24 protein-coding genes are annotated in these 25,012 nt (G+C 54.5%); 13 read left to right on the top strand and 11 right to left on the bottom strand.

Annotated features, from left to right (window positions below; translation table 11 throughout):
- Window positions 1-113: 113 nt before the first annotated feature.
- The 4 genes from IFU00_19355 (at window position 114) to IFU00_19340 (ending at window position 2,233) form a co-directional block, all read left to right on the top strand.
- Entirely contained in the window at window positions 114-602 is a 489-nt protein-coding gene (locus IFU00_19355; protein ID MBD8544438.1) for a hypothetical protein, read from the top strand.
- A 178-nt stretch (window positions 603-780) separates the two neighbouring features.
- Window positions 781-1,158, top strand: coding sequence for a hypothetical protein (locus IFU00_19350; protein ID MBD8544437.1), 378 nt, complete (start codon window positions 781-783; stop codon window positions 1,156-1,158).
- A gap of 382 nt (window positions 1,159-1,540) precedes the next feature.
- Window positions 1,541-2,041 (top strand): IS6 family transposase, encoded by a 501-nt coding sequence (locus IFU00_19345; protein MBD8544436.1) that lies wholly within the window; start codon window positions 1,541-1,543, stop codon window positions 2,039-2,041.
- 33 nt (window positions 2,042-2,074) lie between these two features.
- Window positions 2,075-2,233 carry a hypothetical protein gene (locus IFU00_19340; protein ID MBD8544435.1) on the top strand — a complete coding sequence of 53 codons (159 nt, stop codon included), beginning with the start codon at window positions 2,075-2,077 and terminating at the stop codon, window positions 2,231-2,233.
- On the opposite strand, the gene IFU00_19335 is transcribed toward IFU00_19340, so the two are convergent.
- From IFU00_19335 to IFU00_19320, 4 genes are all read right to left on the bottom strand, one after another.
- Window positions 2,225-2,407: a hypothetical protein gene (locus IFU00_19335; protein ID MBD8544434.1), complete on the bottom strand. Its 183-nt coding sequence runs from the start codon at window positions 2,405-2,407 to the stop codon at window positions 2,225-2,227. The genes IFU00_19340 and IFU00_19335 overlap by 9 nt on opposite strands.
- Before the next feature lie 288 nt (window positions 2,408-2,695).
- Entirely contained in the window at window positions 2,696-4,426 is a 1,731-nt protein-coding gene (locus tag IFU00_19330) for a hypothetical protein (protein ID MBD8544433.1), read from the bottom strand.
- Window positions 4,427-4,490: 64 nt separating this feature from the next.
- The gene (locus IFU00_19325) at window positions 4,491-4,943 is read right to left on the bottom strand and encodes a hypothetical protein (GenBank protein ID MBD8544432.1); all 453 of its coding nucleotides are present in this window, start codon (window positions 4,941-4,943) and stop codon (window positions 4,491-4,493) included.
- Window positions 4,936-6,039: a hypothetical protein gene (locus tag IFU00_19320; GenBank protein ID MBD8544431.1), complete on the bottom strand. Its 1,104-nt coding sequence runs from the start codon at window positions 6,037-6,039 to the stop codon at window positions 4,936-4,938. Before IFU00_19320 ends, IFU00_19325 begins: the two co-directional genes overlap by 8 nt.
- 144 nt (window positions 6,040-6,183) lie before the next feature.
- Here IFU00_19320 and IFU00_19315 point away from each other — a divergent pair, with 144 nt between their 5' ends.
- On the top strand, window positions 6,184-7,221 hold the full coding sequence (locus tag IFU00_19315) for a TniQ family protein (protein ID MBD8544430.1): 1,038 nt from the start codon (window positions 6,184-6,186) through the stop codon (window positions 7,219-7,221).
- Window positions 7,222-7,230: 9 nt separating this feature from the next.
- Here IFU00_19315 and IFU00_19310 read toward each other — a convergent pair whose 3' ends face one another.
- From IFU00_19310 to IFU00_19295, 4 genes are read right to left on the bottom strand one after another with little or no spacing between them, the layout of a single operon-like run.
- Window positions 7,231-9,006, bottom strand: coding sequence for a TniQ family protein (locus IFU00_19310; GenBank protein MBD8544429.1), 1,776 nt, complete (start codon window positions 9,004-9,006; stop codon window positions 7,231-7,233).
- Window positions 9,007-9,020: 14 nt separating this feature from the next.
- A complete protein-coding gene (locus IFU00_19305; GenBank protein MBD8544428.1) occupies window positions 9,021-10,544 on the bottom strand; it encodes an ATP-binding protein in 1,524 nt (507 codons plus the stop codon).
- Window positions 10,545-12,731 carry a DDE-type integrase/transposase/recombinase gene (locus IFU00_19300; protein MBD8544427.1) on the bottom strand — a complete coding sequence of 729 codons (2,187 nt, stop codon included), beginning with the start codon at window positions 12,729-12,731 and terminating at the stop codon, window positions 10,545-10,547.
- A complete protein-coding gene (locus tag IFU00_19295; GenBank protein MBD8544426.1) occupies window positions 12,731-13,585 on the bottom strand; it encodes a heteromeric transposase endonuclease subunit TnsA in 855 nt (284 codons plus the stop codon). Before IFU00_19295 ends, IFU00_19300 begins: the two co-directional genes overlap by 1 nt.
- Before the next feature lie 155 nt (window positions 13,586-13,740).
- Between IFU00_19295 and IFU00_19290 the strand changes: the two genes are divergently transcribed.
- Window positions 13,741-13,899: a transposase gene (locus tag IFU00_19290; protein ID MBD8544425.1), complete on the top strand. Its 159-nt coding sequence runs from the start codon at window positions 13,741-13,743 to the stop codon at window positions 13,897-13,899.
- A 420-nt stretch (window positions 13,900-14,319) separates the two neighbouring features.
- Here the strand turns inward: IFU00_19290 and glmS are convergent, their stop codons facing one another.
- Window positions 14,320-16,149, bottom strand: a complete 1,830-nt coding sequence (gene glmS, locus IFU00_19285) for a glutamine--fructose-6-phosphate transaminase (isomerizing) (GenBank protein MBD8544424.1) — start codon at window positions 16,147-16,149, stop codon at window positions 14,320-14,322.
- A 156-nt stretch (window positions 16,150-16,305) separates the two neighbouring features.
- Here glmS and IFU00_19280 point away from each other — a divergent pair, with 156 nt between their 5' ends.
- The gene (locus tag IFU00_19280; GenBank protein ID MBD8544423.1) at window positions 16,306-16,782 is read left to right on the top strand and encodes an Lrp/AsnC family transcriptional regulator; all 477 of its coding nucleotides are present in this window, start codon (window positions 16,306-16,308) and stop codon (window positions 16,780-16,782) included.
- Between the two features lie 134 nt (window positions 16,783-16,916).
- Here the strand turns inward: IFU00_19280 and glmU are convergent, their stop codons facing one another.
- Complete coding sequence (gene glmU, locus IFU00_19275; protein ID MBD8544422.1) at window positions 16,917-18,293, bottom strand: bifunctional UDP-N-acetylglucosamine diphosphorylase/glucosamine-1-phosphate N-acetyltransferase GlmU; 1,377 nt, start codon at window positions 18,291-18,293, stop codon at window positions 16,917-16,919.
- Window positions 18,294-18,333: 40 nt separating this feature from the next.
- On the opposite strand from glmU, the gene IFU00_19270 reads away from it, so the two are divergent.
- The 4 genes from IFU00_19270 to IFU00_19255 all read left to right on the top strand — a co-directional run bounded on the left by IFU00_19270 (window position 18,334) and on the right by IFU00_19255 (window position 20,848).
- The gene (locus IFU00_19270; GenBank protein MBD8544421.1) at window positions 18,334-19,212 is read left to right on the top strand and encodes a hypothetical protein; all 879 of its coding nucleotides are present in this window, start codon (window positions 18,334-18,336) and stop codon (window positions 19,210-19,212) included.
- A gap of 138 nt (window positions 19,213-19,350) precedes the next feature.
- Complete coding sequence (gene rsmD, locus IFU00_19265) at window positions 19,351-19,947, top strand: 16S rRNA (guanine(966)-N(2))-methyltransferase RsmD (GenBank protein ID MBD8544420.1); 597 nt, start codon at window positions 19,351-19,353, stop codon at window positions 19,945-19,947.
- 123 nt (window positions 19,948-20,070) lie between these two features.
- Window positions 20,071-20,571, top strand: coding sequence for a pantetheine-phosphate adenylyltransferase (gene coaD, locus IFU00_19260; protein MBD8544419.1), 501 nt, complete (start codon window positions 20,071-20,073; stop codon window positions 20,569-20,571).
- Between the two features lie 16 nt (window positions 20,572-20,587).
- Window positions 20,588-20,848 carry a YfhL family 4Fe-4S dicluster ferredoxin gene (locus tag IFU00_19255; protein ID MBD8544418.1) on the top strand — a complete coding sequence of 87 codons (261 nt, stop codon included), beginning with the start codon at window positions 20,588-20,590 and terminating at the stop codon, window positions 20,846-20,848.
- A 629-nt stretch (window positions 20,849-21,477) separates the two neighbouring features.
- Here IFU00_19255 and IFU00_19250 read toward each other — a convergent pair.
- Window positions 21,478-21,657, bottom strand: coding sequence for a hypothetical protein (locus IFU00_19250; protein MBD8544417.1), 180 nt, complete (start codon window positions 21,655-21,657; stop codon window positions 21,478-21,480).
- Between the two features lie 138 nt (window positions 21,658-21,795).
- Here IFU00_19250 and IFU00_19245 point away from each other — a divergent pair, with 138 nt between their 5' ends.
- Both IFU00_19245 and IFU00_19240 read left to right on the top strand, forming a co-directional pair.
- Complete coding sequence (locus tag IFU00_19245) at window positions 21,796-22,749, top strand: LysR family transcriptional regulator (protein MBD8544416.1); 954 nt, start codon at window positions 21,796-21,798, stop codon at window positions 22,747-22,749.
- Between the two features lie 219 nt (window positions 22,750-22,968).
- The gene (locus IFU00_19240) at window positions 22,969-25,011 is read left to right on the top strand and encodes a hypothetical protein (GenBank protein ID MBD8544415.1); all 2,043 of its coding nucleotides are present in this window, start codon (window positions 22,969-22,971) and stop codon (window positions 25,009-25,011) included.
- Window position 25,012: the final 1 nt, after the last annotated feature.

Raw genomic sequence — 25,012 nt, 5'->3', positions numbered from 1 at the left:
GGCTACCGCTGGATGTTCAATCCTAGCAACTTACTATGCTGACCTGAACGGCCGGATTCGGCCAAAAGCAGACCTCTGTGGAAGGCTGTGTACAGCGCGTTGGATAGTGGGATTTGGCAGCGAAGTCTATCAACAGTGAAATCGAAGGAGATACAACGATGGTTCGTGGACTATTAAAGGCCTTCATGCTTACTGGAGCCCTGGTCGCGTTGTACGGCATGAAGGCCGAGAACAACAATGACGATTTCAACACTGTTGGACGCCAGACTCTTGCAAAAATTCAAAGTCAGTTCAAGGCGGAAAAACAAGCGCATGGCGCGATGCGCATACTTGATATGACTGAATCGTGCAAAAAACTACCTTTGGTCGGAAAATCTGTTGAACAGGCGAATAAAATACTGAGAGCAGCCGGACAAAAATCCGACCTTTTTCCCAACACAGGGCCGGCAAGTAAACCGAATGAACTCGTTGGCGGGCTAGTTCTTGAAAACGACGGTTTTGCTTACAGCGCGGTCTTTAATATCATTTTGCAGACATCAAAACTTAAAGGTGGAACAATCGATTCGGTGATTTACTGCAACGTTTTAACCCGATCCCTTTGAGTCTGCGCTAGTAAATCTTCAACGACCATCCGAATGGCTGCAATGGTTCGAGAGCTGGCGATCGGGATAGCGTGCGAATTTTCCGGCACAGCAACCTGATAAGCCAACGTGAATGGCCGGGCGCTGCTAGGACCGCGCGTTATCTGTGATTGAGTCGCTACTTTTGCTTGGACAAGTTATGGGAAAAATTCCGGGGTTTGCAATGGTAGCGCTCATTGCAGTGCTTACGACCGTTGTCGTGCATTTTACAGTGAGAAATGCAACTGCCGGCGTCGATTTTACCTTTACTAATTCAGGGTCTGATGTGCTCCACTCAGTCACTGTCCAGGTTACCGGGAGATCGTATGCGCTTGGCGACATTCCTTCTGGAGGCAGCAAAACAGTTAAGCTTAAGCCCACTTCTGAATCGCATATAGAGCTTCTCTTCTCAACTGGCCCTAGTCTGGTCATCGATTATTATTTTGAACCTAACTACCGTGGACGCATCATCGCAAGCGTCACGTTAAGGGAGGTTGTCTCGGTTAAAGAGGAAGTTCAGATGGGATCCTTTTTCTAAAGAATTGAACGACTGCTTTGGGTCGAATCCAGCCCGTCGATGCGACACTGATTCGTATGCTGGCAACCTGCATGCTGAGCTGAACGGCTGCGTTCGGTCAAGCGCGGGTTCGACCGGAACCGCGAAATTACCAAGTGCCAACCTTTACGCCGCGCGTCAGATCACGTCGTGGAATCACGGCGCTGAGGTAATTTTTGGCTACGCCGCGCACGAAGTGCTGGCAACGCCGGGAGATCGCCTGTTTATTTTAGATGACCGCGTTACACATATCGCTGAACGCGAAATGCAGATGGCATTGCATGACGACAGCGGGTTCTGTCGCATTAGCGAAGGGGGCGGGCCGGTCGGGTAAACTGCGGTGCCAAATCCAGGACGAATCGACATGCTCAACTTCAAAGGGATGCGCTTTCCGATTGATGTGATCCTGGTCTGCATCGGTTGGTATGCGGCCTACCCACTGAGCTACCGGCACCTCGAGGAGATCATGGAAGAGCGCGGCGTGTCGGTCGACCATTCATCGATCAACCGGCGGGCGATTCGTTTTCTGCCGCTCATCGAGAAGATGGCCCAAAAACACAAGCGCTCGGTCGGCGGCAGCTCGCGTATGGATGAGACGTACATCAAGGTTAAGGGAGCCTGGAAATACCTCTATCGCGCTGTCGACAAGCAGGGCAAGACCGTTGACTTCCTGCTGACGGCAAAGCGCGACATAGCTGCGGCGAAGCGCTTCTTCGACAAGGCCATGGGAGCGAACGGCGATCCAGACAAAGTCGCGATGGACAAGAGCGGCGCCAACAAAGCGGCCATGGATGCGATCAACGCCGGCCGCGCCGTGCCGATCCTTGTACGGCAGGTTAAATACCTCAACAATATTGTCGAGTAGGATCATCGCGCCATCAAGCGGGTGACCAAGTCAATGCTGGGCTTCAAATCATTCCACGCCGCCGGCTCTGTGCTCGCCGGCATCGAGCTGATGCACATGATCCGCAAGGGCCAGTTCGCAATCGACAGCGCCGAGGCCATGTCGTTCGCCGGCCAATTTTCTACGCTGGCAGGAATAGTCCGTTCAATTTGAGCGGTGCAGGCCGGGTCGGGGGAAATTCTGCTGTTGATCAAAGACGCGACGGAACCCGATTTCCTGGTGCAGCTTGACCCACGGTGTAGCCTTATCGATCTCTGCAAGAAAGCGGTCGCGACGCGTCAGCTTCTTTTTGTTGGCGTACTCGAGGTCTGAGAAGCTCTTCTGCATGATCGACAGGCCGGTGTTGGGCGAAGCGAAATTATCTCAGACTGACGGTGTCGCCGCAGCGGTTGGCGGTTAACAAGTCTTCGGCATTGGCGCGCTCTGCGCAAAGAAGCGTGGCGCGCGCATGTGTGTTCGGGCGCTAACTGAACATGGCTGCCGGCCGAGACATGCTGTACGCATGTCGATCATTCCGTTAACCAGGTAATAAGCTGACTAAAGCAAGGCACGCGAAAGGACGAATCGTTGATGAAAGGTTTCGGCACCGCTTTCACAATAATTTTGCATGACTACTTAGTTCACCGGGAAGAAACCATAACGCCCCACATTGTTGTTTCGCGTAAAGTGCTGGTAATTCATTGACGAGAGAAGATCGACCTCCGGCTCTTGGTTATCGAAGATGATGACTTGATTTTCCGTATAGGCATCGCATAGATCTCGATACACAGAGTAGACCATGTTCGGTTCAATCGATTCGTCTTCCTCTCCCTGCTCGATATCTGCCGGTTTATACGTTGTTAGCGGGGAGTCGAGGACAACAAATCCAGGGTGCCTGTTCGAAGGCATCAAAGTTTTCATCAAACCTAGTACAAATGCGGAGAACGCGATTGCACGATAGCCCTTTCCGAAGTCCTTACGAGGTGTTCCACCGATCTCCAGGTCCCGCGACTTGTCCAGGAACTTCGTAGGTGAGTAATCTGGAAAGCCCCAGCGCTTCAGAATGTCTTCAACGTTTTCTACGAAATAGGTAAGCTGTTCAGAGAAATCGTCAATCTCATATGCAGCTCTTTCCTGAGGTTCATAGCTTCGCAACCGATCCAGTTCGACTTGCGCTGCAGTGCGGCCCTCAAGTCGAGCAAGCGACGCAACTAAATCCGTCTTCTTCTGCGAATGTTCGTTCTTAGAAAATACCAGTTGGCTCAACTTTTCGCCGACATCTGCTTGCAATTCAGCGTCCATCTCAGTAATGCGAGTCTTAATTCGCTCGACATTAGAGAGACCGGTGCCAATCGTCTCATCCAGTTGCACGATTGCACGCTGCAGGTCCTTCATCTGTACTTCAATCTTGTGCGCCTCGGCATGCGCACTTTGGAGCAAGGTATCAACGTCCACATCCGTCGTCGCTTCATCAAAATGCGAACCGCAGGTAGGACAACTTACCTGCCCATAGTTCTCGAGTAAAAGAGCAGCTTCAGATAGACCCACGACGCGCGAGCGATCCGATTCGTACTTTTCCATGAGTAAGCTAAAACGCTGTCTCAAAGCCTTGGCGTCGCCGATCTCGTTCTCAACGTTTGCTGCGAGCATGAGCTCATCTTTACGTCGCTGCAGAAATTGCCCCTTGGATAGAACCAACTCCTGAATCCCTGTATCAAGAATTTGGATGGATCGGTCAAGCTTGGAGATTTGATCTTGAATCTCTACTTTAGTCTGCGTCGGAGTTGAAACCTCTGGGAAAATGAGCCGCATCAGTGCCTCTAGCTGCTTAACCCTTCGCTTTATTGATTCGGCGCTCTCGTCAGTATCGCGGGTATCTTTTGCACGGCTCTCGTCAGCTCCGGTGAGCAGCGTTTTTAAAAGTGATTTCTCAAGAGTGGTGTCTGTTCTTTGCCCAGTACCCAATGGCGAGTAACGAGCAACAATGCGGTCTTCGTCCACTACAAAGATCGGCTCAAGAGTACGCAGCGATAATGCACGGGTGGTGTGGTTTTCTTTACTGTAGAGAAGAAGTTTGTTATTGAGTCCAATCTTCGATAGAAAATAGTTGGAGAGATTCTTCAAATCGGGTTTATGACGCCCCTTTAAAACGACTTGCTGGCCGTTAGCTGTCGTTATCGTGGTTGGGGAATTTAAAACAAATTGACGTGAAATTTTAAACGATTCGGTGCCTTCTTCCATCGTCAAAATAACACTATTATAGCCATTAGATTCCTTTATGGATTTCGGAACAGCCGAGGCTCCTAGTGCGAATTTAATGCACTCAATCAAATAAGATTTTCCTGTATTAGAAGGCCCAGCAACCACGTTCAATCCTTTAGAAAAATAAAGGACTGCCGGTCTAACGTTTTCGCCAACTACTTCAATAGACTTAATTATCATTTTTTTGGAAAGACCTGTGAATATAACCAATACGCTGACTATCGATTAGATCAAAATTTTCTTCTAACCAAAACAGATTAGTCCATAAATTTCTAAAATATTCAGATTTAAGACAACCGACGTATTGCGGGGTATTCTCGGATGCCTTAAAGAAAACTCCATCAAAGTTCGCCACAGACGAAATTAGACCCTTGCTAATAAACAATTTTAACGCAGCAGGAAGAATTTCTCTTCTACGAATAATCTCAGCTACTTTGTTTGGTAGATCAGTATGAAGATTTAAGGGGCCACCGAATTCTTTCGAATATAATAAAACATAGTCAAAGAACACTAGCCTATCAAGATCCAATGCTCGTTCAGAGAAGCAGGTCAAAATGAAGCTAGCTCGAGTTGCAAGCTCGATTCTGCTATTGAAAATTGATATAGGAAAATTGTCACTCATCATTTTTCCATACAAATTTATTATCATTAACAATGTGATGCACTAGACCCTTTTTGTCCTGGATCTTCATATAGAATTTTAGGGGGTGGGATTCGTATGATATCTTTGAAGTGGCCTCACATACTTTCAAATACCTAGTATAGCCTTCTGCATAGGTAAGGTTAACTGTAGGTGATATCGCCTCATAACACTCTTCCTTAAGTTCTTGGAAGCTACTTGGCGGCAACCAATCTCTAGAAAATAAATCAAGCGATGTGGCACAAAAGTAATTGTTCCGTGCGCTGTTAAATTCTATGTTCAGTTTCTGATGTCCCGATAAAGAAGCCACGTCCACAGGGAATTTTTTATAATCAGAGAATGCGTCCAAAAGCGCCTGCACATACGTCTGCTCAACCCCCCAGTCAACATCCAGAGGAGCTGCCGCTGGCGTTGGGCGCTTTCGTGAATAAATTCCAAATCGAATCTCGTGATATGGCGTCGATCTATGTAACTCGATCAATCTGATTGGAGGAATATCATCGAATATAGTGAAATCAACGGATTCCTCGATATACTTTCGTAAGTCGGCGGTTAGCTCCACTTCAGTCTTTGACGTGATCTTATTTTTGATCGACTTTTCCCACCGATCTAGAATTTCTAGCTTCAGGCTCTTTCCAGTCCTGTCATTAATAACTTTAATTAGATGAGTACTACTTCCTTTCGGTGAAACAAAATAGTATTCTTCCGGAAGATAATATTCGTTAATATAGCTATAATAGATGAGTTTACCTACCTCTAGAGCGACATCAGCCACACTTAACTTATCGTTATAGTGTTTGCATTGGTAATTTACCCAGCCAGTCGCGGTATAGGCGATTACATCTCGCCCCATATCGCCGCCACCACCGCACCGAACAACCTTCACATACTTGTCTTTAATGCAGGAAACAAATTCAAGGGTAAAGTCCTCCCAAGTATCCTCATCCCAGGTCGTCAATCTAATCAATGGACTAATAGGGGTTCCTGTCGCAACCGCTAGTGCCGTAATCATTTCACTGGGCTGTGAAGGTTCTGGTATGGCCGTCTCGGCACTTGGCACTAGTGAGTTAGGTTTCATAAACCGATAGGTGGGAATGGATCGAAGCAGATAGCAGCGCTCCCGCATAACTCAGGGAATTAAATTTAAGTGATCGCGGCAGTATTGTACTTGTTGACGCTCAGCAAATTCTATCAAAATGTCACAGATCAGCCTGGCATGTATTTGAGCATCGAAACCACGGGGCCTGATAACATCGTGTATGAAACTCCTAGTCAATCGCTGCGATACCATGGCAATGGCGGAAGCGCGTATTTGACGGCGGGCTTCGAGCCCGTTACGGTAGCGTATGCTATCATACCCCTCTGCTACATGAGTCATGCTGTGAATCACAAAGTTTCCAGGCTCCCGTTTTTTCCAGAATCATTTCCCGGTGAGACACTTTACGGAAGAGTCTCTCGCTACCATTTGCTCTCGGCCGAACCCAATCACGAGAAGACATTTATCTCCCTTTTCAGCGTACCGAGCAACGAAATGAACTTCACCGACGCTGCACCTTTCGCCCTAAGTGCGTTGGTACGGCGCCTGCCTGGGCCGCCGCATGTACGGCTGGGTCAGCTTCTTGAATTGAATAGTTTCGTGGCTCTCGTCATGCCAGTACTGACAGCGCCCGATTGGGAGTATCCAGATCCGAAATTTGCCGAAAGTAACGTATGCTTAAGATGCGCTGCTGACGAAAGCGCAGCCGATCAACTGCCTTATCTCCATCGATCGCATCAACTACCAGGCGTCAAAGTCTGCTGGAAGCACGGCACCAGGCTCATTGATACTTGCCCGCGCTGCGAGGAACCTTTCCGAATTGCTGGAAAATTCTGCTCGGTGCCGATGCTCCCATGTCAATGCGGTTGGAAACCATTAGCGTTGGGGACCAGCGGCCACGATAATATACGCGACCAGGAATTTGCAAAAATGGCTCACCGTGTCTTCCAGCGCAGGACTTACGAAACACCGGCATCACGCTTGATCCAGTTTTTTCAAATGCATATCGACCACAGCGTATTTCAACGAAAATCGGGTGGCAGGCTACCAAGCCATAATCTGACCATCGGTATTGCCGAACATCTTGAGAGGAACCACTCCACTCTTGAAGTGGCGTCCGCTGTATCGCGATTTATCCGCTCTGGCAAGAGCCCGAGTGCATGGATCGCCAATCTAAATCCTCACGTTTTGGAGATGAAGGCACGGCATCGACGGGATGGGTAGAAGCACAACTTAAAGGAGCGTGCAGGCCAGTGCTTCGTTAGAGGGATGCAATTTCCGTACTCCAGCAAGCCGCAGCACTTCCCATAGCTGGTGGCGGAAGTCAGGCCGTTTTTTCAACTCGCAATAAGCCCACATAATGCGCCGGCGTTGGTGAGCTTGTGCAGATTCAGCGCACGTTTTAAGCGCTGCTTCGGTCAATGGGAGATTGGGCAAGCTGTGCTCGATTGTGTCAGCCATGGAAGTAAGCCTTTTTAGCTTTGTCTCACTGATATATGTCGGCTTACCCGGCATGCTGCGTAGCTGCGCTTCGATCTCAAAAATCTGGCGAGCAAGTGCTGTATCACGCCGACGCCAATCCACGCAGCTTTTCCTAGCCCGCATGGCTGGGGATGTTTTGAGTTGCTCTGTCAGCCACAGCCCATCATGCCTGCGCAGCCAAGCATAGGCGGCTTTGTCAGATCGTGAATCCATATACCGCAGTCGATATTGCTCTCTTAGCAATGCGAACAGCTTTGCTTCATACTCTTGCGCCAACGCCGCATCCATACGCAAGATCCGATACACCGACACGATAGAAATTGCATGTCTCTGTGCCACCTCTTCGATACATAGCCCAAGCCTCAGGGAGGTTCCGACATCAGTCACACGCTCCGCGGTAAGGTGCTTGGGACGCTTGGAAACCCTGATTCCGGCGCGGGCAGCCTCGACAGCCGCTGTCGTCACGCTGATCCCCATCACGCCAGCAACGCCAGATAAGGTCGCTCCTTGGCAAGACAATTTTTCAGCCAGTACTGACAGATCAATTATCTTGCGTGCACGTGAGGTAAGCGGCATGTCCGGCACTGCTTCAGCACATTGAAGGTTAGGCCGGTCCTCAACACAACGCAAACAGTCCATCAGAACGATATGCAGCATGGGATGGACGATTGCTTCCCGCGGCTTTCTTAACAGCTTGAGCGCGCAGTCAAAAAGCCTGCATCGCACCACACTAAATTCGACATTCATCGGCAAGCAATTGCAATAAAGTCCGATCAATTGATCCAGGTTGTCAATGCGTATTCTGCCATTGGCACGGATGAGGCCATGCGCAGCCGCACTTGAACGATGCAGGCGGTGGATGCCTTCTGGTCCCTTGGTCTGCATACAGCCATGTAACACGTCACCGCTCAGTAGAGCAAGTCGCAAAGCGGTTTCCTGCTGTATGTCGGACAAGCGAATGTCGTCAAAGTGGCCCGCTATGGCTGTATCGTCCGGCAGGAGCAGCTTATGGCTATTGAGCTCAATCGTTTTAGCGGCTAGCGCGCAGAGTGTTTGCTTGTGGACAGGACATACGAGCACTCCAGGCAATTGGTGGACGCGATGCCAGTAAGGCTGGCCAGTGGTGAAGTATTCCTCCTGCGCACAGCTCCGGCAAAATCTCAGTTGGTTATGGCCTCCCAAGCGGCTTGCTATTAAGCCGATGGACATCTTGATGCCAGAGGCGCTGTCACCACGCATGGCTGCATATACCGAATCCGCACGTCGTGCCGGCATAAAGGCCGTATAAAAAGCCAAGAGCGTATTGTTAGAAGCAATGTCGTCCACGCTGACATTGGCCTCGTTCGGGAGCCTGGACACTAATGTGTCCAATTTGCTTGGTAAATCCGAAACGACGACATGCGTGTGTCCACCGATTAACTCATGCAGCGACACCCGGTCAACCTCATAACCGGAAAGACGATGGTAACGGCACAGGCGGCTATATAACGTTTCATCCGGAAATGAGGCAGGAAAGTAACGTAACATAGCCGCTCCATCTTCTATGCGGTCATATACGCAGGCTCAAACTCAAATGGATCACTGACCAGCCAGCCAGCGGCGCTCAGCACATTCGTCGCTTGCGAGGCGGTCGGTATTTTCGTCGACATGGGTATCACACGGGCCACCTTCATTGGTGCGGCAGAGCTAGCCTTTTTTGAAGAATCAGCGTACTTATCACCAACGGAGCTCTGCTGCGCAGCGGCGGTTTTATTGGCAGCTGATTCCGAATCGGCAGTTGTTGCCGTACCCCCGAGCCTTTTCTGCTGCTGTGCGCGTAAGATTGAGATGGCGGTAGGAACGACATAGAGATCGTCCTGCATGATTTTTTCCAATTGATCGTCTAGCGGTAACAAATCCTCGAACTGGCTCATCTTGGCTGGATCTTTACTTCGTAAAGCCTCGATCGCTGGCAACAACAACTTCATCTTGGTGCCAGCTATATGTTTAAAAACGGTCGCATCAAGTTGCTCGATGCCCGATTGGATTGCATATCGTTGTCCCAAGATCATGAACCGGGCCAGAAAGTCAGTGACACCTTGGGTCAAATCATAGATGGTGGCTTTTAACGCATCGGTCAACTCGCACGGATTTTGAACCCATTGATAGTCCCACATTGTCTCAAGCAACAGATTCCACGTCTCATCATGCTCATCCGGTTGTTTGAAATCGTACACGCCTTGACCGGAAACCCTGCGGGCGTTCCTGACAACATCAGCAAAAAGTCTTGCCATAGCGTTGGTTCCCACAAATATGACAGGAATGCCTATGGTGTTGATTAACGTGACGAAGAAATTGAGCATGCTTTCCTTACCCGGCGTTTTTGCCGCGTTAAGGTGCTGTAGCTCATCTATGAAGATGGCGCCGACAAAATACGTGCTCGCCGTCTGCTCCATCGCTTGAATCAAACTCGATACACTGCGCTTAGTTCGATAATGGGTTGCGTGAATATCGTCGCCAAGCGCGGCATCAACAGCACGAAAGAACGCTTGGCACAACCCAACCAATGATCCGTCATTTGGACAATCAAATCGTAACCAAGCAATCTGGGTATGAATAAAATCGCGCCCGTGGTATCGGGTATGCGTGATGACCTGTGGATAAATATTCAGGACCGCCTTCAACGCAGTGGTTTTTCCCATTCCACTCAGTCCAATCAAACTGAACGTTGAGGCTGTAACGTTGGTAATTGAAGAGCCGCTTTGGCCTCTGATGGAATGCAAGTGCCTCCACGTGACTGCATCCATCGGATTCCTCCCGATGTAACCACTACGTAGAACTGAAGAGATGACAGCTTCCAGTTCTAGATGAATCATAAAAGGCTGGATCAGATGCGATATCCGATTTAAGCAATGCATGCGAATATGCTTAGGAAGTGCTCTTTCTTCTCCCGGTAGAGGGGGAATCGAGGCCAAACTTTCCCCCGCATCTTCTTCAGACAAAATAGGTGGCAAGGCCTCAATTAAGGGATTACCGGCGTATTCCAATATTGGAGAGTCCTCATAAAATGCTTGAATTGAAACCACTTATTTGCTCCTATTTCTACCGGCACGGCTCAACAAACTAATCACCTCAGCCCCTCTCGCACCCGCATATTCGCTGGTTACGCTTGACTCCCTTTTGGCTGGAGCTAGAGTAGGCGTAGGTCCGGGCGCAAATGGTTCGCTATTGCCACCCAGCGCTGCTGCGGAAGCATCGGCTCTCTGTATGTCGCGCTCCAGGGCTCGATTGCCCTTAATGCCAGCCACCGCAGCCGCAGCTGATGTAGGCGCCTGCCCTTCTTGCTTCGCTGCGCTCGCCGTTGCAACGGTAGACTCCACGAATCCAGCGAGATCGACCCTGCTATTGAGCGCGGCATATTGGCTCTCTGGAGAAATCGCCCCAGTTATCGCGAGCATATCGACTACCTCTTCAGTGCGCATACCGACACATCGCGCTTCAGTAGAGCGGAGCGGACATTGCACAAAGGCGCCGGATCTATCCTTGATCCAGATGTGGTCAGCCATCGGCTCAGACCAAATGTCGATACTTTCGCGACCATTGGCCCTGGCATTCGCCGAACGCTTTCCAGTCGGATCTAGCACATTGTTGTAATACATTCCGTTAATGTAAATCCCGCCTGCCTGCACCGAGCCTCGGGCCTGAGGCAGCAGATGCAGATAGATCTCTTCGCGGGTTCGCTCATTTGGCTCGATCAAGTCGTTTTGCGCCGCCCAGTTCCAAATCGCGATAGGTGTGGGCTCAACGTTCTGCCCAATCATGACCTTTGAAAGACGTTTAGGGTCACGACTATGATGATTCCAATCCAGCACAGACCTGATCATGATGCTCGTGAATTGATGGAGGTCGAGCGTGGCGTCTAGACGGTAATCTCGTTGTCCCCGCTCCTTCTCCCTGCTTTTGAGGCCACCAGGCATCCAGCGGATCTGGCCACGGCTTTGCAGGAGACGGAACGAGCTTTCTACCGTACCCTTCCAGTCAGCGCGAAACGGTGGAAGAATATCGAGAGTGATAGACAGCTTATGCATCGCCTGCTCCGCAGCCTCACCTAACATTTCACCCCGGTCGCCAACAACCTCATGTGGAAGGTGCTCGCAAGGCCAATCCGCTGGATCAATAACGATCCCGAAGGAAGCACAATATGCTACCTTGTCAGTGAAAGCATTAAATAGCGCGTGCCGCGCTATGTTCCAGCTAGGTCCTTCCAAGCCCACATGCAGACCGACGATCATTCGCGACATCACGTCAATGACAACATATACAACCGGGCGGCCGATAATCCAATTGCGATTGAAGCGACTAACCAGATAAACGTCCGCAATCGTGGCGTCAATTTCAAACCGGTGACACGGACCACGCAAACCGTGATGAGCGTTCCCAACGATAGGCCGGTGGTCCATCGCCCACTTGGTTTCACCCTCTCGGCCTCGCATGACATCCATCGCGTCAAAGGATTTTTTACCCCAATAGGAAAATTGTGTGGGAGAGGGTACTTGGTCCAATTGCTTGAGTGGCGCACCTCCACAACTGCCATCTGGAGATGCAACTTCTACACGATAAAAGTGGTCCAGCATCTTATTGTATGCATCAATGATGAGCCGGGTTCCATTATTTTTGTACAGCGTATAACCGATTTTGATGATCCGCTTATCGTCTTCAGTAAGTTTTTTTGTTGTCTGACTCTCTTCGCCCAAGTAGCGGGCAGGACGCCCCGCCTTCTTCTCGCCCGAGTACTCTCGCTCGACACCAGGTGCCCCGGAGTGAATATACTTCCCGAGGAAAGCGTTTGGCGTCATGCCAAAGGCCCAGTAACGGTAGACAAGGCGATAGATCGTTTTCTTTGGCTTGTTTATCTTGCTGGCGTACGCCGCAATGATGGGCCCAAGTTTGCCTGGCAGATAAATTTGCTTGTCAGCAAAAATAGGGCCGATCAGACCCCATAGTTGAGTTCGCTTAGCTTTGGCGGCATCGCTTAGCTCGTCTTCTGTTTGCAGCATGAATGAAGGCAGGCGCATCGATACCTTGCGCAACTTATCAGCAGCAAGCATTGATTCAACGTCGCTAAGCCGCATCGACGTCGGAACACCATACGGCTCTTTGAGAGCAAACAACATGACCAGGTCAATCTCTCGGTCTGTCCAAAGAACACGCATCGGGTGCTCAAACGGCGGTTCGGCGAAAACCGCCTTCAGAACTGCATTTACAGTTAGCATTATGCGACCCTCCTGTTCGTTTCACGAATGGCCGGTATCGACAGTTTCGGGCATTTCAAAGTGGGGTCCAACGGGGTGCTAGCGATGTCCGTCACAATGCTCTTGTTCCAGAGTAAGTGCTTTAAGAGTTTCATACCTGATCGGTATGGGACGCCGGTCGTCGTTGAGGCGGCACGTACCAAAGACGCCATGGTCCGATCGCCATCCGCCGCTTTTAGAACGAGCTCCGTGAATCGGCTTTGCTGGTCTGGCGAAGCATCCAAGGGTGCTTCCATCCGTGCAGACCTGTGTAACCATTCCAAATTGTCGAAGAGGATTTGGCTACCCACTTTTTCTGTCACAATCTTCCAGTCCGTTGTAGAGCTTTCGGCCCATATTGCCCGCTCCAGATCAAGCTTATCAATAGTCCATAGCCCACTATTGGGATCAACAAAGTCTTTCTCATACTTGCAGGTTCTGATCGCCAATCGTTTTTTTTGTCCGGGTTCCTGAAGTGTGACCACGAAGTCGGACGTCAACACAAATGGAAGTTGCGTACCTACAAAAACCGGATACTGGATGCCCATTTCCGCAGCGATGTCCCGGGCCTTCGATGTCGCAAACAATGGGTACTGTTCGCGGATGTCTACCACCAGGTCAGAAAATTCAAGCAGAAGGAAATAGCGAAATTCCAGGTCGGAAAAAAAATGGTGCATGCGCCCAGATTTTATGCCTGGGGCTTTGCGAGACCGACCTAGTGATGGAATATCTTGCACGCGCAGCCACGGTTTGTAGGATGAGCCTTCCCCTTGCCCGTACCCCTGTTTCACAAAGCGCGCAATATCCGCTTCGGTCTTGAATTGTCTCTTTCCCATAGCGAAATCCTATATATCTTTGTGAAAAATGACATATGGTAATGTTCAGAGATTCAAAGCTCTAGATTCAAACCGAACGTCTTAGAGTTTTGGTGGTGTGATAGTTAGGTTAGCAGTTTTTAAGCTACATTCCAGCTTACCGCCTGTTGTAATGCATCCTGCACGCGCTCAAGGCAACATGGCAGCGTTGCCACGTCCACTTCATCCGCAACGCGCTAGCGCATGCTGGCAAAGGCCAGCGCCAGGCTGTGCTGGCCATGATCAATACCATCTTCGTACAGGAGACGCCGGAGGAGGCCAGTGGCCAATGGTGAACTGTGGCCGACTGGCTGGGGGCCAAATTTCCCAAGCTGTCCAACAAGATGGACGACGCCGAACAAGAAGTGTTGGCCTTTATGGGCCTCCCCCAGGCATGCCGAACCCAGTTCACAGTACGAACTAGCTGAAACGGATCAATGCCGAGGTGAAGCAACGCACCAACGTCATTGGTATCTTCCCCAATGACTAGGTCATTATCCGACTTGTACGCCATGATGTTCGAACAAAACGACGAGTGGTCGCTGAAACCGCGATACATGCAACATGAGGGAGCAAACACACCGGTTGAAAGCCGCTGCCAGGGCCGAAAGCCACGCCAGCCGGCCTTTGTCAGACTTTATTATTTGTTGTCAGACTTTATTATTTTTTGTCAAACTTTATTGTTTGTCCACAACAGTGCTTTTACCAGTGAACGTTTATTCCACCGTCACTGACTTCGCCAGATTACGCGGCTTGTCCACATCGGTCCCACGCGCCAGTGCCGTGTGATACGCCAGCAACTGCAGCGCCGCCACGTGCAGGATCGGTGACAGCAAACCGTAGTGCTCGGGCAAGCGAATCACGTGCAGGCCATCGCCCGACGTGATGCGCGAATCGACGTCGGCAAACACGTACAGCTGACCACCACGCGCGCGCACTTCCTGCATGTTCGACTTCAGCTTTTCCAGCAGCGCATCGTTCGGGGCGATCGTGACCACGGGCATCTCTTCGGTGACCAGCGCAAGCGGGCCGTGCTTGAGTTCGCCGGCTGGATACGCTTCGGCGTGGATGTACGAGATTTCCTTGAGCTTCAGTGCGCCTTCCAGCGCGATCGGGTAGTGGATGCCACGGCCCAGGAACAGGGCGTTTTCCTTGCGGGCGAAGTCGTCGGCCCAAGCGATGATCTGCGGCTCAAGTGCCAGCACGGCGGCCAGCGCGACCGGCAGGTGACGCATCTGCTTGAGGTGTTCGGCTTCTTCGGCATCGGTCAGGCGGCCATTGACCTGGGCCAGCGTCAGCGTCAGCAGGAACAGGGCGGCCAGCTGGGTCGTGAAGGCCTTGGTCGAGGCCACGCCGACTTCGACACCGGCGCGGGTGATGTAGGCCAGCTTGCATTCGCGCACCATGGCGCTCGTCGAGACATTGCAGATGGTCAGCGTGTGTTCCATGCCCAGGCTGCGCGCGTGTTTGAGCGCGGCAAGGGTGTCGGCCGTTTCGCCGCTCTGGGTGATGGTGACGACCAGCGTGTCCGGATGCGGCACGCTGTCGCGGTAACGGTATTCGCTGGCGATCTCGACGCTCACGGGCACCTTGGCCACCGATTCGATCCAGTACTTGGCGGTCAGGCCTGCGTAGTAGCTGGTGCCGCAAGCAAGGATCAGCACGCGGTCGATTTTCTTGAACACCGCGAAGGCGCCGTCGCCGAACAGTTCCGGCATGATGCCGGTGACGCCTTCGAGCGTGTCGCCGATCACGCGTGGCTGCTCGAAGATTTCTTTCTGCATGTAGTGGCGGTATGGGCCGAGTTCGGCAGCGCCAGTGTGAGCGTGCACGGTCTTGACCTCGCGCTCGACCGGGCGGCCGTCGACGTCGACGATCCAGTAGCGCGCCAGTTGCAGGTCAACCACGTCGCCTTCTTCCAGGTAGATGATCTGGTCGGTCGTGCCGGCCAGCGCCATCGCGTCGGAGGCGACGAAGTTCTCGTCCTTGCCCACGCCGACGATCAGCGGCGAACCCTGGCGCGCGGCGATCACGCGGTGCGGTTCTTCGCGGCAGAACACGGCGATGGCGTAGGCGCCGTGCAGGCGCTTGACGGCTTGCTGCACGGTCTCGAACAGGTCGCCGTTGTACATGTGGTCGACCAGGTGAGCGATGACCTCGGTGTCGGTCTGGCTCATGAAGACGTAGCCCAGGGCGGTCAGTTCGGCGCGCAGTTCGTCGTGGTTTTCGATGATGCCGTTGTGAACCAGCGCGATGCGCGCATTGTCTTCGCTTGGCGAGAAGTGCGGGTGGGCGTTGTGCGATGCCGGCGCGCCGTGGGTGGCCCAGCGGGTGTGGGCGATGCCGGTGAAGCCGTCCAGATGCGCTTCCTTGACCTGCGCTTCCAGTTCAGCCACGCGCGATGTCGAGCGCGAACGGGTCAGGCGGCCGTCGAGGTGGACAGCCACACCGCAGGAGTCATAGCCCCGGTACTCGAGGCGCTTGAGGCCCTCGATCAGGACAGGGGTAATGTTGCGTTTTGCGACTGCTCCGACGATACCGCACATGGCTAACCTCACTTCAAAAATATTCAATGAGTATTATCGTAGAGCAAGTACGATGAAATAAGCGTACAGTGTGCAGCTATATTTGTCATATTATTTCACGACTAACACGCCGTGAAATCTTGTTTCATATGGCAGCATTAAATACTCTTAAATTTCATGCCAATCAATGCTCTCCCTGTCCTTGACGACATCGATCGTCGCATTCTGACCATTCTGCAGACTGACGCATCGCAGACGAACGCGCAACTGGCGGAGCAGGTGCATGTGTCGCCGCCCACGTGCCTGCGCCGCGTGAAGACCATGACGGACAACGGCGTCATCCAGCGCCAAGTGGCCATTGTTGCGCCCGACAAGGTGGGGGCAGGCCTGAGCGCCATCGTCGAGATCACGCTCGACGTGCAGGCCGCTGAGCGCATGGCCGAATTCGAGAAATTGGCGGACACGGAAGCTGCAGTGCTGCAGTGCTACCGCGTGTCGCCCGGGCCGGATTTCGTGCTGATCGTGCAAGTGGCCGACATGCCGGCCTACCACGAGCTGGCGCACCGGCTGTTCACGGCGCACGCCAATGTGCGTAACGTGAAGACCTATTTTGCGACCCACCGCAGCAAGTTCGAGACGCGCATCGCCGTGTAAGCGGGCCAGACAAGCACGCCAGCACCTGTGGATAACAATGTGGATGACCACAGGGAAGAACATGGGATAAGCAGGGTATTACCCTGTGTTTATCTTGTTCATTTCCTGTGGTTAGCCTGTGCGCGGCCAGTGGATTACTTCTTGATTTTCACTGGACGCTTCCAGCTGTCGATCGTGACTTGCTTCGATCGCGAGATGGTCAGCTTGCCGGCGGGCGCATCCTTGGTCAGCGTCGTGCCAGCAGCCAGCGTCGCGCCCTTGCCAACCGTGACCGGTGCGATCAGCTGGGTGTCGCTGCCAACAAACACGTCGTCTTCGATCACGGTGCGGAACTTGTTCGCGCCATCGTAGTTGCAGGTAATGACGCCAGCGCCGATGTTGACGCGCGAACCGATCGTGGCGTCGCCCACGTACGCCAGGTGGTTGGCCTTGCTGTGCGCGGCGACCGTGCTGTTCTTGACCTCGACAAAGTTACCGATGTGGACGTCCTCACCGAGCGTGGTACCCGGCCGCAGGCGCGCATACGGGCCAATCTGCGAAGCAGCGCCGATCGTGGCGTCCTCGATATGGCAGAACGGCTTGATATTGGCACCTGCGCCAACGGTGGCATTGACCAGCACGCAGTGCGCGCCGATGCGCACGCCGTCGGCCAACTCGACGCGGCCTTCGAATACGCAACCGACATCGATCGTGACATCGCGGCCACAAATGAGTTCGCCACGCACATCGATGCGGGCCGGATCCATCAAGGTCACGCCCCGCTCCAGCAGTGCGTGCGCAATGTTCAGTTGATGACGACGCTCGAGCTCTGCCAACTGCACCTTGCTGTTCACGCCCGCCACTTCCCATTCGCCGGACGGCTGGCTCGAGACGACCGGCACGCCGTCGGCCACGGCCTGGGCAACGATGTCGGTGAGGTAATACTCGCCCTGGGCATTGTTGTTGGACAGCGCCGCCAGCCACTTTTTAAGGTGGCGGGTCGGAATCGCCATGATGCCGCTGTTGATTTCCTTGATGGCGCGTTCAGCCTCGGTCGCGTCTTTCTCTTCGACGATGCGCACGATCTTGCCGTCCTCACGCACGATGCGGCCCAGCCCGAATGGATTGGCTTGCTCGACGGTGAGAATGCCCAGCTTGTCGCTACCTGCGGCCTCGACCAGGCGGCGCAGCGTATCGACGGTGGTCAGCGGCACGTCGCCGTACAGCACGATCGTCGGCTGGTCATCGTCCAGTTGCGGCACGGCTTGCATGACGGCGTGACCGGTGCCCTGCTGCGGTTCCTGCAGCGCGGTATCGATCGTGCTGCCGGTGGATTCTGCCACTGTTGCGACCATCTCTGGCACCGCTGCGCCTCCATGTCCATAAATCACGCATAATTTCTGCGGATTCAAGCCACGCGCGGTATCGATGACGTGGCGCAAAAGGGGCTTACCAGCCAGTGGATGCAGTACTTTCGGCAAGGCAGACTGCATGCGTTTGCCCATACCGGCGGCGAGGATCACAACGTTCATAAGCCGTTCTCAAAAAGTTGAATATATGAAAAATTTTAGCATGCGCGATGGCGCGTTCCGACGCGTGTTTGCGCTCCTGCTGCTTGCCATGACGGTCATGGCCGCCGGTTGCAGCTCGATTCGCTTCTCGTACAACCAGGGTGACACTCTACTTTACTGGTGGATGAATTCGTATGTCGACTTCGAAGGTCAACAAGCGGATGTGGCCAAGCGCGATATCAAAGCCGTGTTCCAGTGGCACCGCAAGACGGAGTTGCGTGACTATGCTGCATTGCTGGGCACGTTCAAGCGGCAGCTGGCCGGCAACCCGACCCAGGCCGACCTGCTCGGCGACTACCGCGAAATCCGCGTGCGCGCCGATCGCCTGGGCCAGCGCGCCGTGCCGGAACTGACGACGCTGGCCATGTCGATCACACCCGAGCAGATCACCCACATGGAGCGCAAGTTCAAGGACAAGAACGACGAATACCGCCGCAAGTTCATGGACGGCAGCGTCGACAAGCGCCAGCGCGCCCGTTTCAAGAAGTCGATGGAACAGATGGAACTCTGGTTCGGCAACTTCAGCAGCGAACAAGAGGCGACCCTGCGCCGCGCGTCCGATCTGCGTCCGCTGGACAACAACCTGTGGCTGGAAGAGCGCCAGTACCGCCAGCGCCGCGTGCTGGCCGTGCTGACGGAGATCCAGCAAAAGAAACTCAACCGCGAACAGACGTCGGCGCGTGTCGCAGGCTTGATGCGGGAATTGTCTGCCCGCATGGACTCGCCGGAACGCAAGGGTTTCTATGACGCCAGTATCGATCACACCACCAAGTTCATCCTGACGGCGATCCGGATCGCCACGCCCCAGCAGAAAGCCCATGCGCAGGAGCGCATCCAGGGCTGGATTGGCGACCTTGAAGCGCTGGCTGCAGGGAAGTAAGCAAGTAAATAAGTAACTGAAGAAGCACGCAGAGGGCGGCGCACAATCGCATGTAAACCCCATGCTATAGTGCCGCCCATGCACAGAAAGTCCATCAACTCCAAGCCTGCCGGCCCCAAGCCGCACGGCGCGCCGCGCATGGCGCAGCACCAGGTCCGCATCATTGGCGGCGCCTTCAAACGAACCCTGCTCCCTGTTGTCGACGCCCTTGGCCTGCGGCCTACGCCGGACCGCGTACGCGAAACCGTCTTCAACTGGATCAATCACCAGCTCGCCAATGACTGGGATGCTGCTACCGTGCTCGACCTGTACGCAGGTTCCGGGGCGCTGGGCTTCGAGGCGGCCAGCCGCGGCGCGGCGTCGGTGCTGATGGTCGACAACCATAGCCCGGCGGTACGCCAGCTCGAAGCAAACCGCGACAAGCTCAAGGCGACCAACGTCACCATCCTGCGCGCGGACGCGTTGACGCTCGTGCGCGACCTGGCCACCCGCGGCCAGCGCTTCGACGTGATTTTTCTCGATCCGCCCTATCAGCAAGACTTGCTGGCCAAGACGTTGCCGTTGTGCACAGCGCTGCTGAAAGAGGGCGGCATGGTGTACGCGGAAGCCGAATCGCCGCTGCTGGCCGAAGGTGATGAGGTTCCCGAGTGGCTGGCAGGCTGGGAAGCGGTGCGTGCGGACAAGGCCGGCATGGTCTACTATCATCTGCTCAAGCTGCAAGAAAAGCAGGCATGAGTTGTTGAAAGGCTGTGAAAACTGCACAGCCATTGGGCAAACCCCGCCCCAGCGTGGGGCGAATGCCGGGTATTTAAGGCATAATGCGCGTTCTATCACGGTGTATTTTTCACAGGAGCCGCAATGGTTGTAGCTGTTTATCCAGGTACTTTCGATCCGCTCACCCGCGGCCACGAGGATTTGGTACGCCGCGCATCCGGCCTGTTCGACCGTCTGGTGGTCGGCGTTGCCGATAGCCGGAACAAGCGTCCCTTCTTCACGCTTGAAGAGCGCCTCGAAATCGCCAATGAAGTGCTGGGCCATTATCCGAACGTGCAGGTCGAAAGTTTCTCGGGCCTGCTCAAGGATTTCGTGCGCAGGCACGACGCCCGTGTGATCGTGCGCGGCCTGCGCGCGGTATCCGATTTCGAGTACGAGTTTCAGATGGCGGGCATGAACCGCTACCTGCTGCCGGATGTCGAAACCCTGTTCCTGACCCCGTCCGACCAGTACCAGTTCATTTCGGGCACCATCGTGCGCGAGATCGCGATGCTGGGCGGCGACGTGTCCAAATTCGTTTTCCCATCGGTCGACCGCTGGCTGCAAAACAAGATCGCCAGCCTGCCCCCAGCATCGGTCGCCTGATCTACCTGGAAGTACCATGGCCCTCCTGATTACCGACGACTGCATCAACTGCGACGTCTGCGAACCCGAATGTCCCAACGATGCCATTTCGATGGGCGACGAGTATTACCAGATCAATCCGAACAAGTGCACCGAGTGTGTCGGTCACTTTGAAGAACCGCAGTGCCAACTCCTGTGCCCGGTCGCTTGCATCCCGCTTGACCCGGCCTGGCGCGAATCGCGCGAAGAACTCCTCATCAAGTACGAACGTCTGACGGCCGACAAAGCGGCTGCCTGATCGCCTCTCTGGCCGACGCCCCCTGTCGGCTCACTTCTCCCTCGTGACACCCCTACGCCGCCAGCTGACTTGATCCGCTGGCGGCGTTCGCTCGCGTATTGAATTCGCGTCGCATCCTGGTTGCCCCTCCAACGTTCTACATGGTTACCTTTATCTTGTACTTTCAGTAGTAAATTTTGCGCCGCTCAATTTGTTACTTATAGTTTTTATATAAATTATAGAGAATGTGAACTACGTTGAATAGCTGGCATCTTGCTGGTTAGTTTACCTATCATGATCTAACTTCAATTATATTCTTCTACATTACGTATTGAATCTGCGCATGCCAGATATCTACTAAAATCTCTTAAACTGATTAGTTCATAGCAGCTATTTGCAGCAACTGACGCTAAAAATTTATTATGTTCGATTAAAAAATTTTAGATAATGTAATTCTATGTGAACTTTGTCACATTTTGAGCCCGGGTAAAACCGGATAACACCAAGTCACCATCATGAACAAGAGAGTTAAGAGTGGTTTGCCAGAATACGAACCTGCAGGCGAAAAAAAACGCGGCTACCGTGTCCGGTGCCGCGTTCAGCGAAGGGGAGTAAGTCAGCGATGCATAAACGTCAGGCTGATTTCGACTTCAGGCCGATTTGCTCGGACGTGGACATACCGTCAGGTACAGCGCGCGGCCAATACCAACCAGCAGGGGACGGAAAAACAAGGCGATACCGCCGAACAGGGCGAAATAGATGGTCAGGCTGAACAACAGGCTGTATGGCACCGCGCTGGCGGCTTGAACTAGGGTAGCGGTGGAAGACATGATGTACTCGTTCTATAATTGTGGATAACTCTAGTGCATCGCAACATATAAATCTAATTCCCATCGCTGATGGCACTTATACTGTTTGTGAATGAGTTGAGGTACACTTGTATTCACGACAGTTTTATCCTGAATTCCATGAGCTTTCTGACGCTTGACCTGAATTTGCTGCGCGTGTTCGATGCCGTCATGACCGAGCAAAACCTGACGCGCGCTGCCGGCCACCTGGCCATGACCCAGCCTGCGGTCTCGAATGCCATCAAGCGATTGCGCGAAAGCCTGGGCGACGAACTCCTGATCCGCACCGCCTACGGCGTCAAACCGACGCCGCGCGCCGAAGCGCTGTGGCCGGCCGTGCGCCAGGCATTGGCGGCCCTCGAAGCGGCCGTGATGCCGGAAACGTTCGACGTCTCCAAGGCGCAGGCAACGTTCCGGATGGCGATGGCCGACGCGACCGCTGCCCTGTGGCTGCCGTCACTGATGCGCTCGATCGAAGGCGAGGCACCGGGCGTGAATATCCGCATGGTGCCGCTGACCACGCGCGAACCGCGGCCAATGCTGCTGCGCGGCGACATCGATCTGGCGGTGGGCTTTTTCCCGGGGGTGGCAGCCCAGTTGTCGTATGAAACCGGCTCGCCGATTCGCCACGAGCGACTGTATTCAGGCGTGTACGTGTGCGTGATGCGCAAGGATCACCCGCTGGCCAAGGAAAAGCTCGATCTCGACACGTATTGCAAGGCAAACCACCTGCTGGTGAGCTTTTCGGGCCGCGCCCATGGCCTGGTGGACGAGGCACTGGGCCAGATGGGCCGCGAACGGCGCATCCTGCTGACGGTGAACCAGTTCTTCACGGCTGGCCGGGTAGTGGCCAACTCGGATCTGATCACCGTGTTGCCGAAGCACTTGCTGGTCTCGACCGGCATGGCCGATGTCCTGATCTGGAAAGAATTGCCACTCCAGCTGCCGGCCGTCCACCTGGACATGCTGTGGCACGAGCGCGACGGCCGTAGCCCGGCGCACCGCTGGCTGCGCAAGAACCTCGAAGGCATGGCCGAAAGCGCTTCTAAAGGCGGCGTGCGCAAGGTCGTCTGATACGTTGTCACCGGGGATGGCGCAGTCGCGTCTCCCTTCTTACCTGTACGCCAACCTCCTTGCTTGGTGGCTCTGCCTACCATGCAATTCCCAAATCCATTTTGCGCGAGATCCGTCACCGGGTTTGCGCTAGCTCATCCTGAATGATTCGTCACGTTCCAGAATGGGCATGCGCCGTGCATACCGCATACGCGCCTACAGGGAGATAGAGAGATGACAATGCGCCATTTATCGACGGGCCAGTTCGGTGGGTTTGGGATCATTCTGCTGCTCATGCTTGCGGCTTCAGGCCGCGCTACAGCCGCTGCCGAGGATGACACCACTGATGCCGGGCGCAGTGGTGGTGACATCTACAGCATCGTCAATCTCGCCGCACCAACGAGCTACAACGGCTTTGTCAATGCACGTGGGCAGGCGGCATTCGAGTACCCGGGGCCGGACGGTCGCACGCAGGTGGCGTTTTTCAATGGCGATCGCATTGTCGATATCAGTCCTCCAGGTAATGAGCGTACGTTTGTCGGCGGTCTGAACGAACAAGGTGAGGTGATTTTCAACGCACGCTTCCTCGACGCACAGAGTCCCGGCGGCCTGCGTTACCAGCCGCTGCGCTGGTCGGCCACAAGAGGCCGGGTCGTGCTACCGTCGCTCAATGCGCGCGAATACGCCTCCCTGGACGCGATCAACAAACATGGCCAGATCGCGGGTCTGTCTGCCACGTCCAGCGACAACAGCAGCGTGCGTGCAGTGCGCTGGACGTCGGCAAACCGCCTGTCATCACTGCCCGGCGTCAGCGGCTTCGTTCCAGGCGCTGCCTACGGCATCAACGATCTCGATGCCGTCGTCGGCTCGGGCAGCGCTGTCAATGGCGGCACGACCACGCTGGTCTGGAACGCTGACGGCCGTCCCACGAATCTGGGAACGTTCGGGGCACGCAGTACTTATGGTATCCGCATCAATAATCAGGGCGACATTCTCGGTTGGCGGATCGTCGACGCGGCAACCCGTGGCTTCTTCTTGTCGAGCCCAGGAAAACCCGCTGTCAGCATCAATGCTGCCTATCCCACGACACTCAATGAAACGGGCGAGGTCATCGGCGCAGTGCGGGGCCCGACCACGAACGAGTTTCGCGCCTTCCGGTACTCACGCGCGCGCGGTTTTCTCAGCCTGCACCCGGCGGGCATGTTCACGTCCGAGGCCAACGCACTGAACGATGATGGCGTGAGTGTGGGCCTGATCCGCTCCGGCATGTTCGACGAAGGCCGCGCCTATCGCTGGTCGCGCACGGGCGTGGCGACCGATCTCAATCTGCGCCTGCACAACTCGCCAACAGGGTTGGTGGTAACCGAAGGGCTTGGTATTGCAGCCAACGGCGATATCCTTGCCCAATCGAACGCCGGCCTGGTGTTTTTGCGCCGCGGTGGCGGCGGTACCGATGCGCCGGTGCTGGGCCCGCTACAAATCCCGGCGCTGCGCGAGAACGAGCTTGCCAGGCTCACGCTGTCATTTCGCGACCGTAATGTCCGCGACACCCATACGGCCACCATCGACTGGGGCGATGGCAGCGGGCCGCTACCGGCAGTCGTGCGCGAGCGCAATGGCGCGGGTACAGTCTTGGCTGAATACACGTATGGCGTTGCAGGGGATTACCGCGCGACCGTGATCGTCACCGATTCGGCGCGCAGGCGTACGACGATGTCTGCGTTCGTGCGGGTGGGCTTTACCGACGGCGCGCAGCTGGTGGGCGAAGGGATGCTCCAGTCGGCCGTAACTCCCGGCAGCGGCGTCAATTCGCCGGCTGCCAGAACAGCCTTCCGGCTGGCAGCGCCACTCGCGCTCAAGACAGATGCAGGCACGCCGTTCGTGTTTCGTCTGCTGGGCAGCACGTCATTCAAAGGGCACACGCTGGATCGGATCACGCTCGACGGCAACCGGGTCAGGCTGGAAGGCACGGGGCAACTGGACAATCGCCCGGGCTACCGCTTCGTGATCGATGCCGTAGCCGGTGAGGGCGACGCGCTTGCCAGCGCCAGCAGGATGGCGGTGCGCATCGAAGAACCGGATGGGGTGGGCCCGATGCGCAAAGTGACGTTCGAAGCAGGCCGCGGCGCCGCTACGCCGCAGGATCTCACTCAGGCCGCTATTCAGGCCGCTACTCAGGCCACCAGTCAGGCCGCGCAGGCGCCACCTGCCAGCCTTCTGTACCGCGGCGCGCTACGCCTGACTGGCCAGACCAGCAAGACCGGCCTGGCTGGGCAGCCTTAAC

It is taken from the genome of Oxalobacteraceae sp. CFBP 8761 (assembly GCA_014841595.1).
GTDB lineage: Bacteria > Pseudomonadota > Gammaproteobacteria > Burkholderiales > Burkholderiaceae_D > Telluria.
Note: the sequence above shows the minus strand (reverse complement) of the source record. Positions and strands in the feature narration are given on the sequence as shown.

What these genes read in the sequence shown, in the direction of transcription:
- IFU00_19350 (MBD8544437.1), top strand. Translation starts at nt 781, where the DNA reads ATGGGAAAAATTCCGGGGTTTGCAATGGTAGCGCTCATTGCAGTGCTT.
- IFU00_19345 (MBD8544436.1), top strand. Translation starts at nt 1,541, where the DNA reads ATGCTCAACTTCAAAGGGATGCGCTTTCCGATTGATGTGATCCTGGTC.
- IFU00_19340 (MBD8544435.1), top strand. Translation starts at nt 2,075, where the DNA reads ATGCTGGGCTTCAAATCATTCCACGCCGCCGGCTCTGTGCTCGCCGGC.
- IFU00_19335 (MBD8544434.1), bottom strand. Translation starts at nt 2,407, where the DNA reads ATGCAGAAGAGCTTCTCAGACCTCGAGTACGCCAACAAAAAGAAGCTG.
- IFU00_19325 (MBD8544432.1), bottom strand. Translation starts at nt 4,943, where the DNA reads ATGAGTGACAATTTTCCTATATCAATTTTCAATAGCAGAATCGAGCTT.
- IFU00_19320 (MBD8544431.1), bottom strand. Translation starts at nt 6,039, where the DNA reads ATGAAACCTAACTCACTAGTGCCAAGTGCCGAGACGGCCATACCAGAA.
- IFU00_19310 (MBD8544429.1), bottom strand. Translation starts at nt 9,006, where the DNA reads ATGTTACGTTACTTTCCTGCCTCATTTCCGGATGAAACGTTATATAGC.
- IFU00_19300 (MBD8544427.1), bottom strand. Translation starts at nt 12,731, where the DNA reads ATGCTAACTGTAAATGCAGTTCTGAAGGCGGTTTTCGCCGAACCGCCG.
- IFU00_19295 (MBD8544426.1), bottom strand. Translation starts at nt 13,585, where the DNA reads ATGGGAAAGAGACAATTCAAGACCGAAGCGGATATTGCGCGCTTTGTG.
- glmS (MBD8544424.1), bottom strand. Translation starts at nt 16,149, where the DNA reads ATGTGCGGTATCGTCGGAGCAGTCGCAAAACGCAACATTACCCCTGTC.
- IFU00_19280 (MBD8544423.1), top strand. Translation starts at nt 16,306, where the DNA reads ATGCCAATCAATGCTCTCCCTGTCCTTGACGACATCGATCGTCGCATT.
- glmU (MBD8544422.1), bottom strand. Translation starts at nt 18,293, where the DNA reads ATGAACGTTGTGATCCTCGCCGCCGGTATGGGCAAACGCATGCAGTCT.
- IFU00_19270 (MBD8544421.1), top strand. Translation starts at nt 18,334, where the DNA reads ATGCGCGATGGCGCGTTCCGACGCGTGTTTGCGCTCCTGCTGCTTGCC.
- rsmD (MBD8544420.1), top strand. Translation starts at nt 19,351, where the DNA reads ATGGCGCAGCACCAGGTCCGCATCATTGGCGGCGCCTTCAAACGAACC.
- coaD (MBD8544419.1), top strand. Translation starts at nt 20,071, where the DNA reads ATGGTTGTAGCTGTTTATCCAGGTACTTTCGATCCGCTCACCCGCGGC.
- IFU00_19255 (MBD8544418.1), top strand. Translation starts at nt 20,588, where the DNA reads ATGGCCCTCCTGATTACCGACGACTGCATCAACTGCGACGTCTGCGAA.
- IFU00_19250 (MBD8544417.1), bottom strand. Translation starts at nt 21,657, where the DNA reads ATGTCTTCCACCGCTACCCTAGTTCAAGCCGCCAGCGCGGTGCCATAC.
- IFU00_19245 (MBD8544416.1), top strand. Translation starts at nt 21,796, where the DNA reads ATGAGCTTTCTGACGCTTGACCTGAATTTGCTGCGCGTGTTCGATGCC.
- IFU00_19240 (MBD8544415.1), top strand. Translation starts at nt 22,969, where the DNA reads ATGCGCCATTTATCGACGGGCCAGTTCGGTGGGTTTGGGATCATTCTG.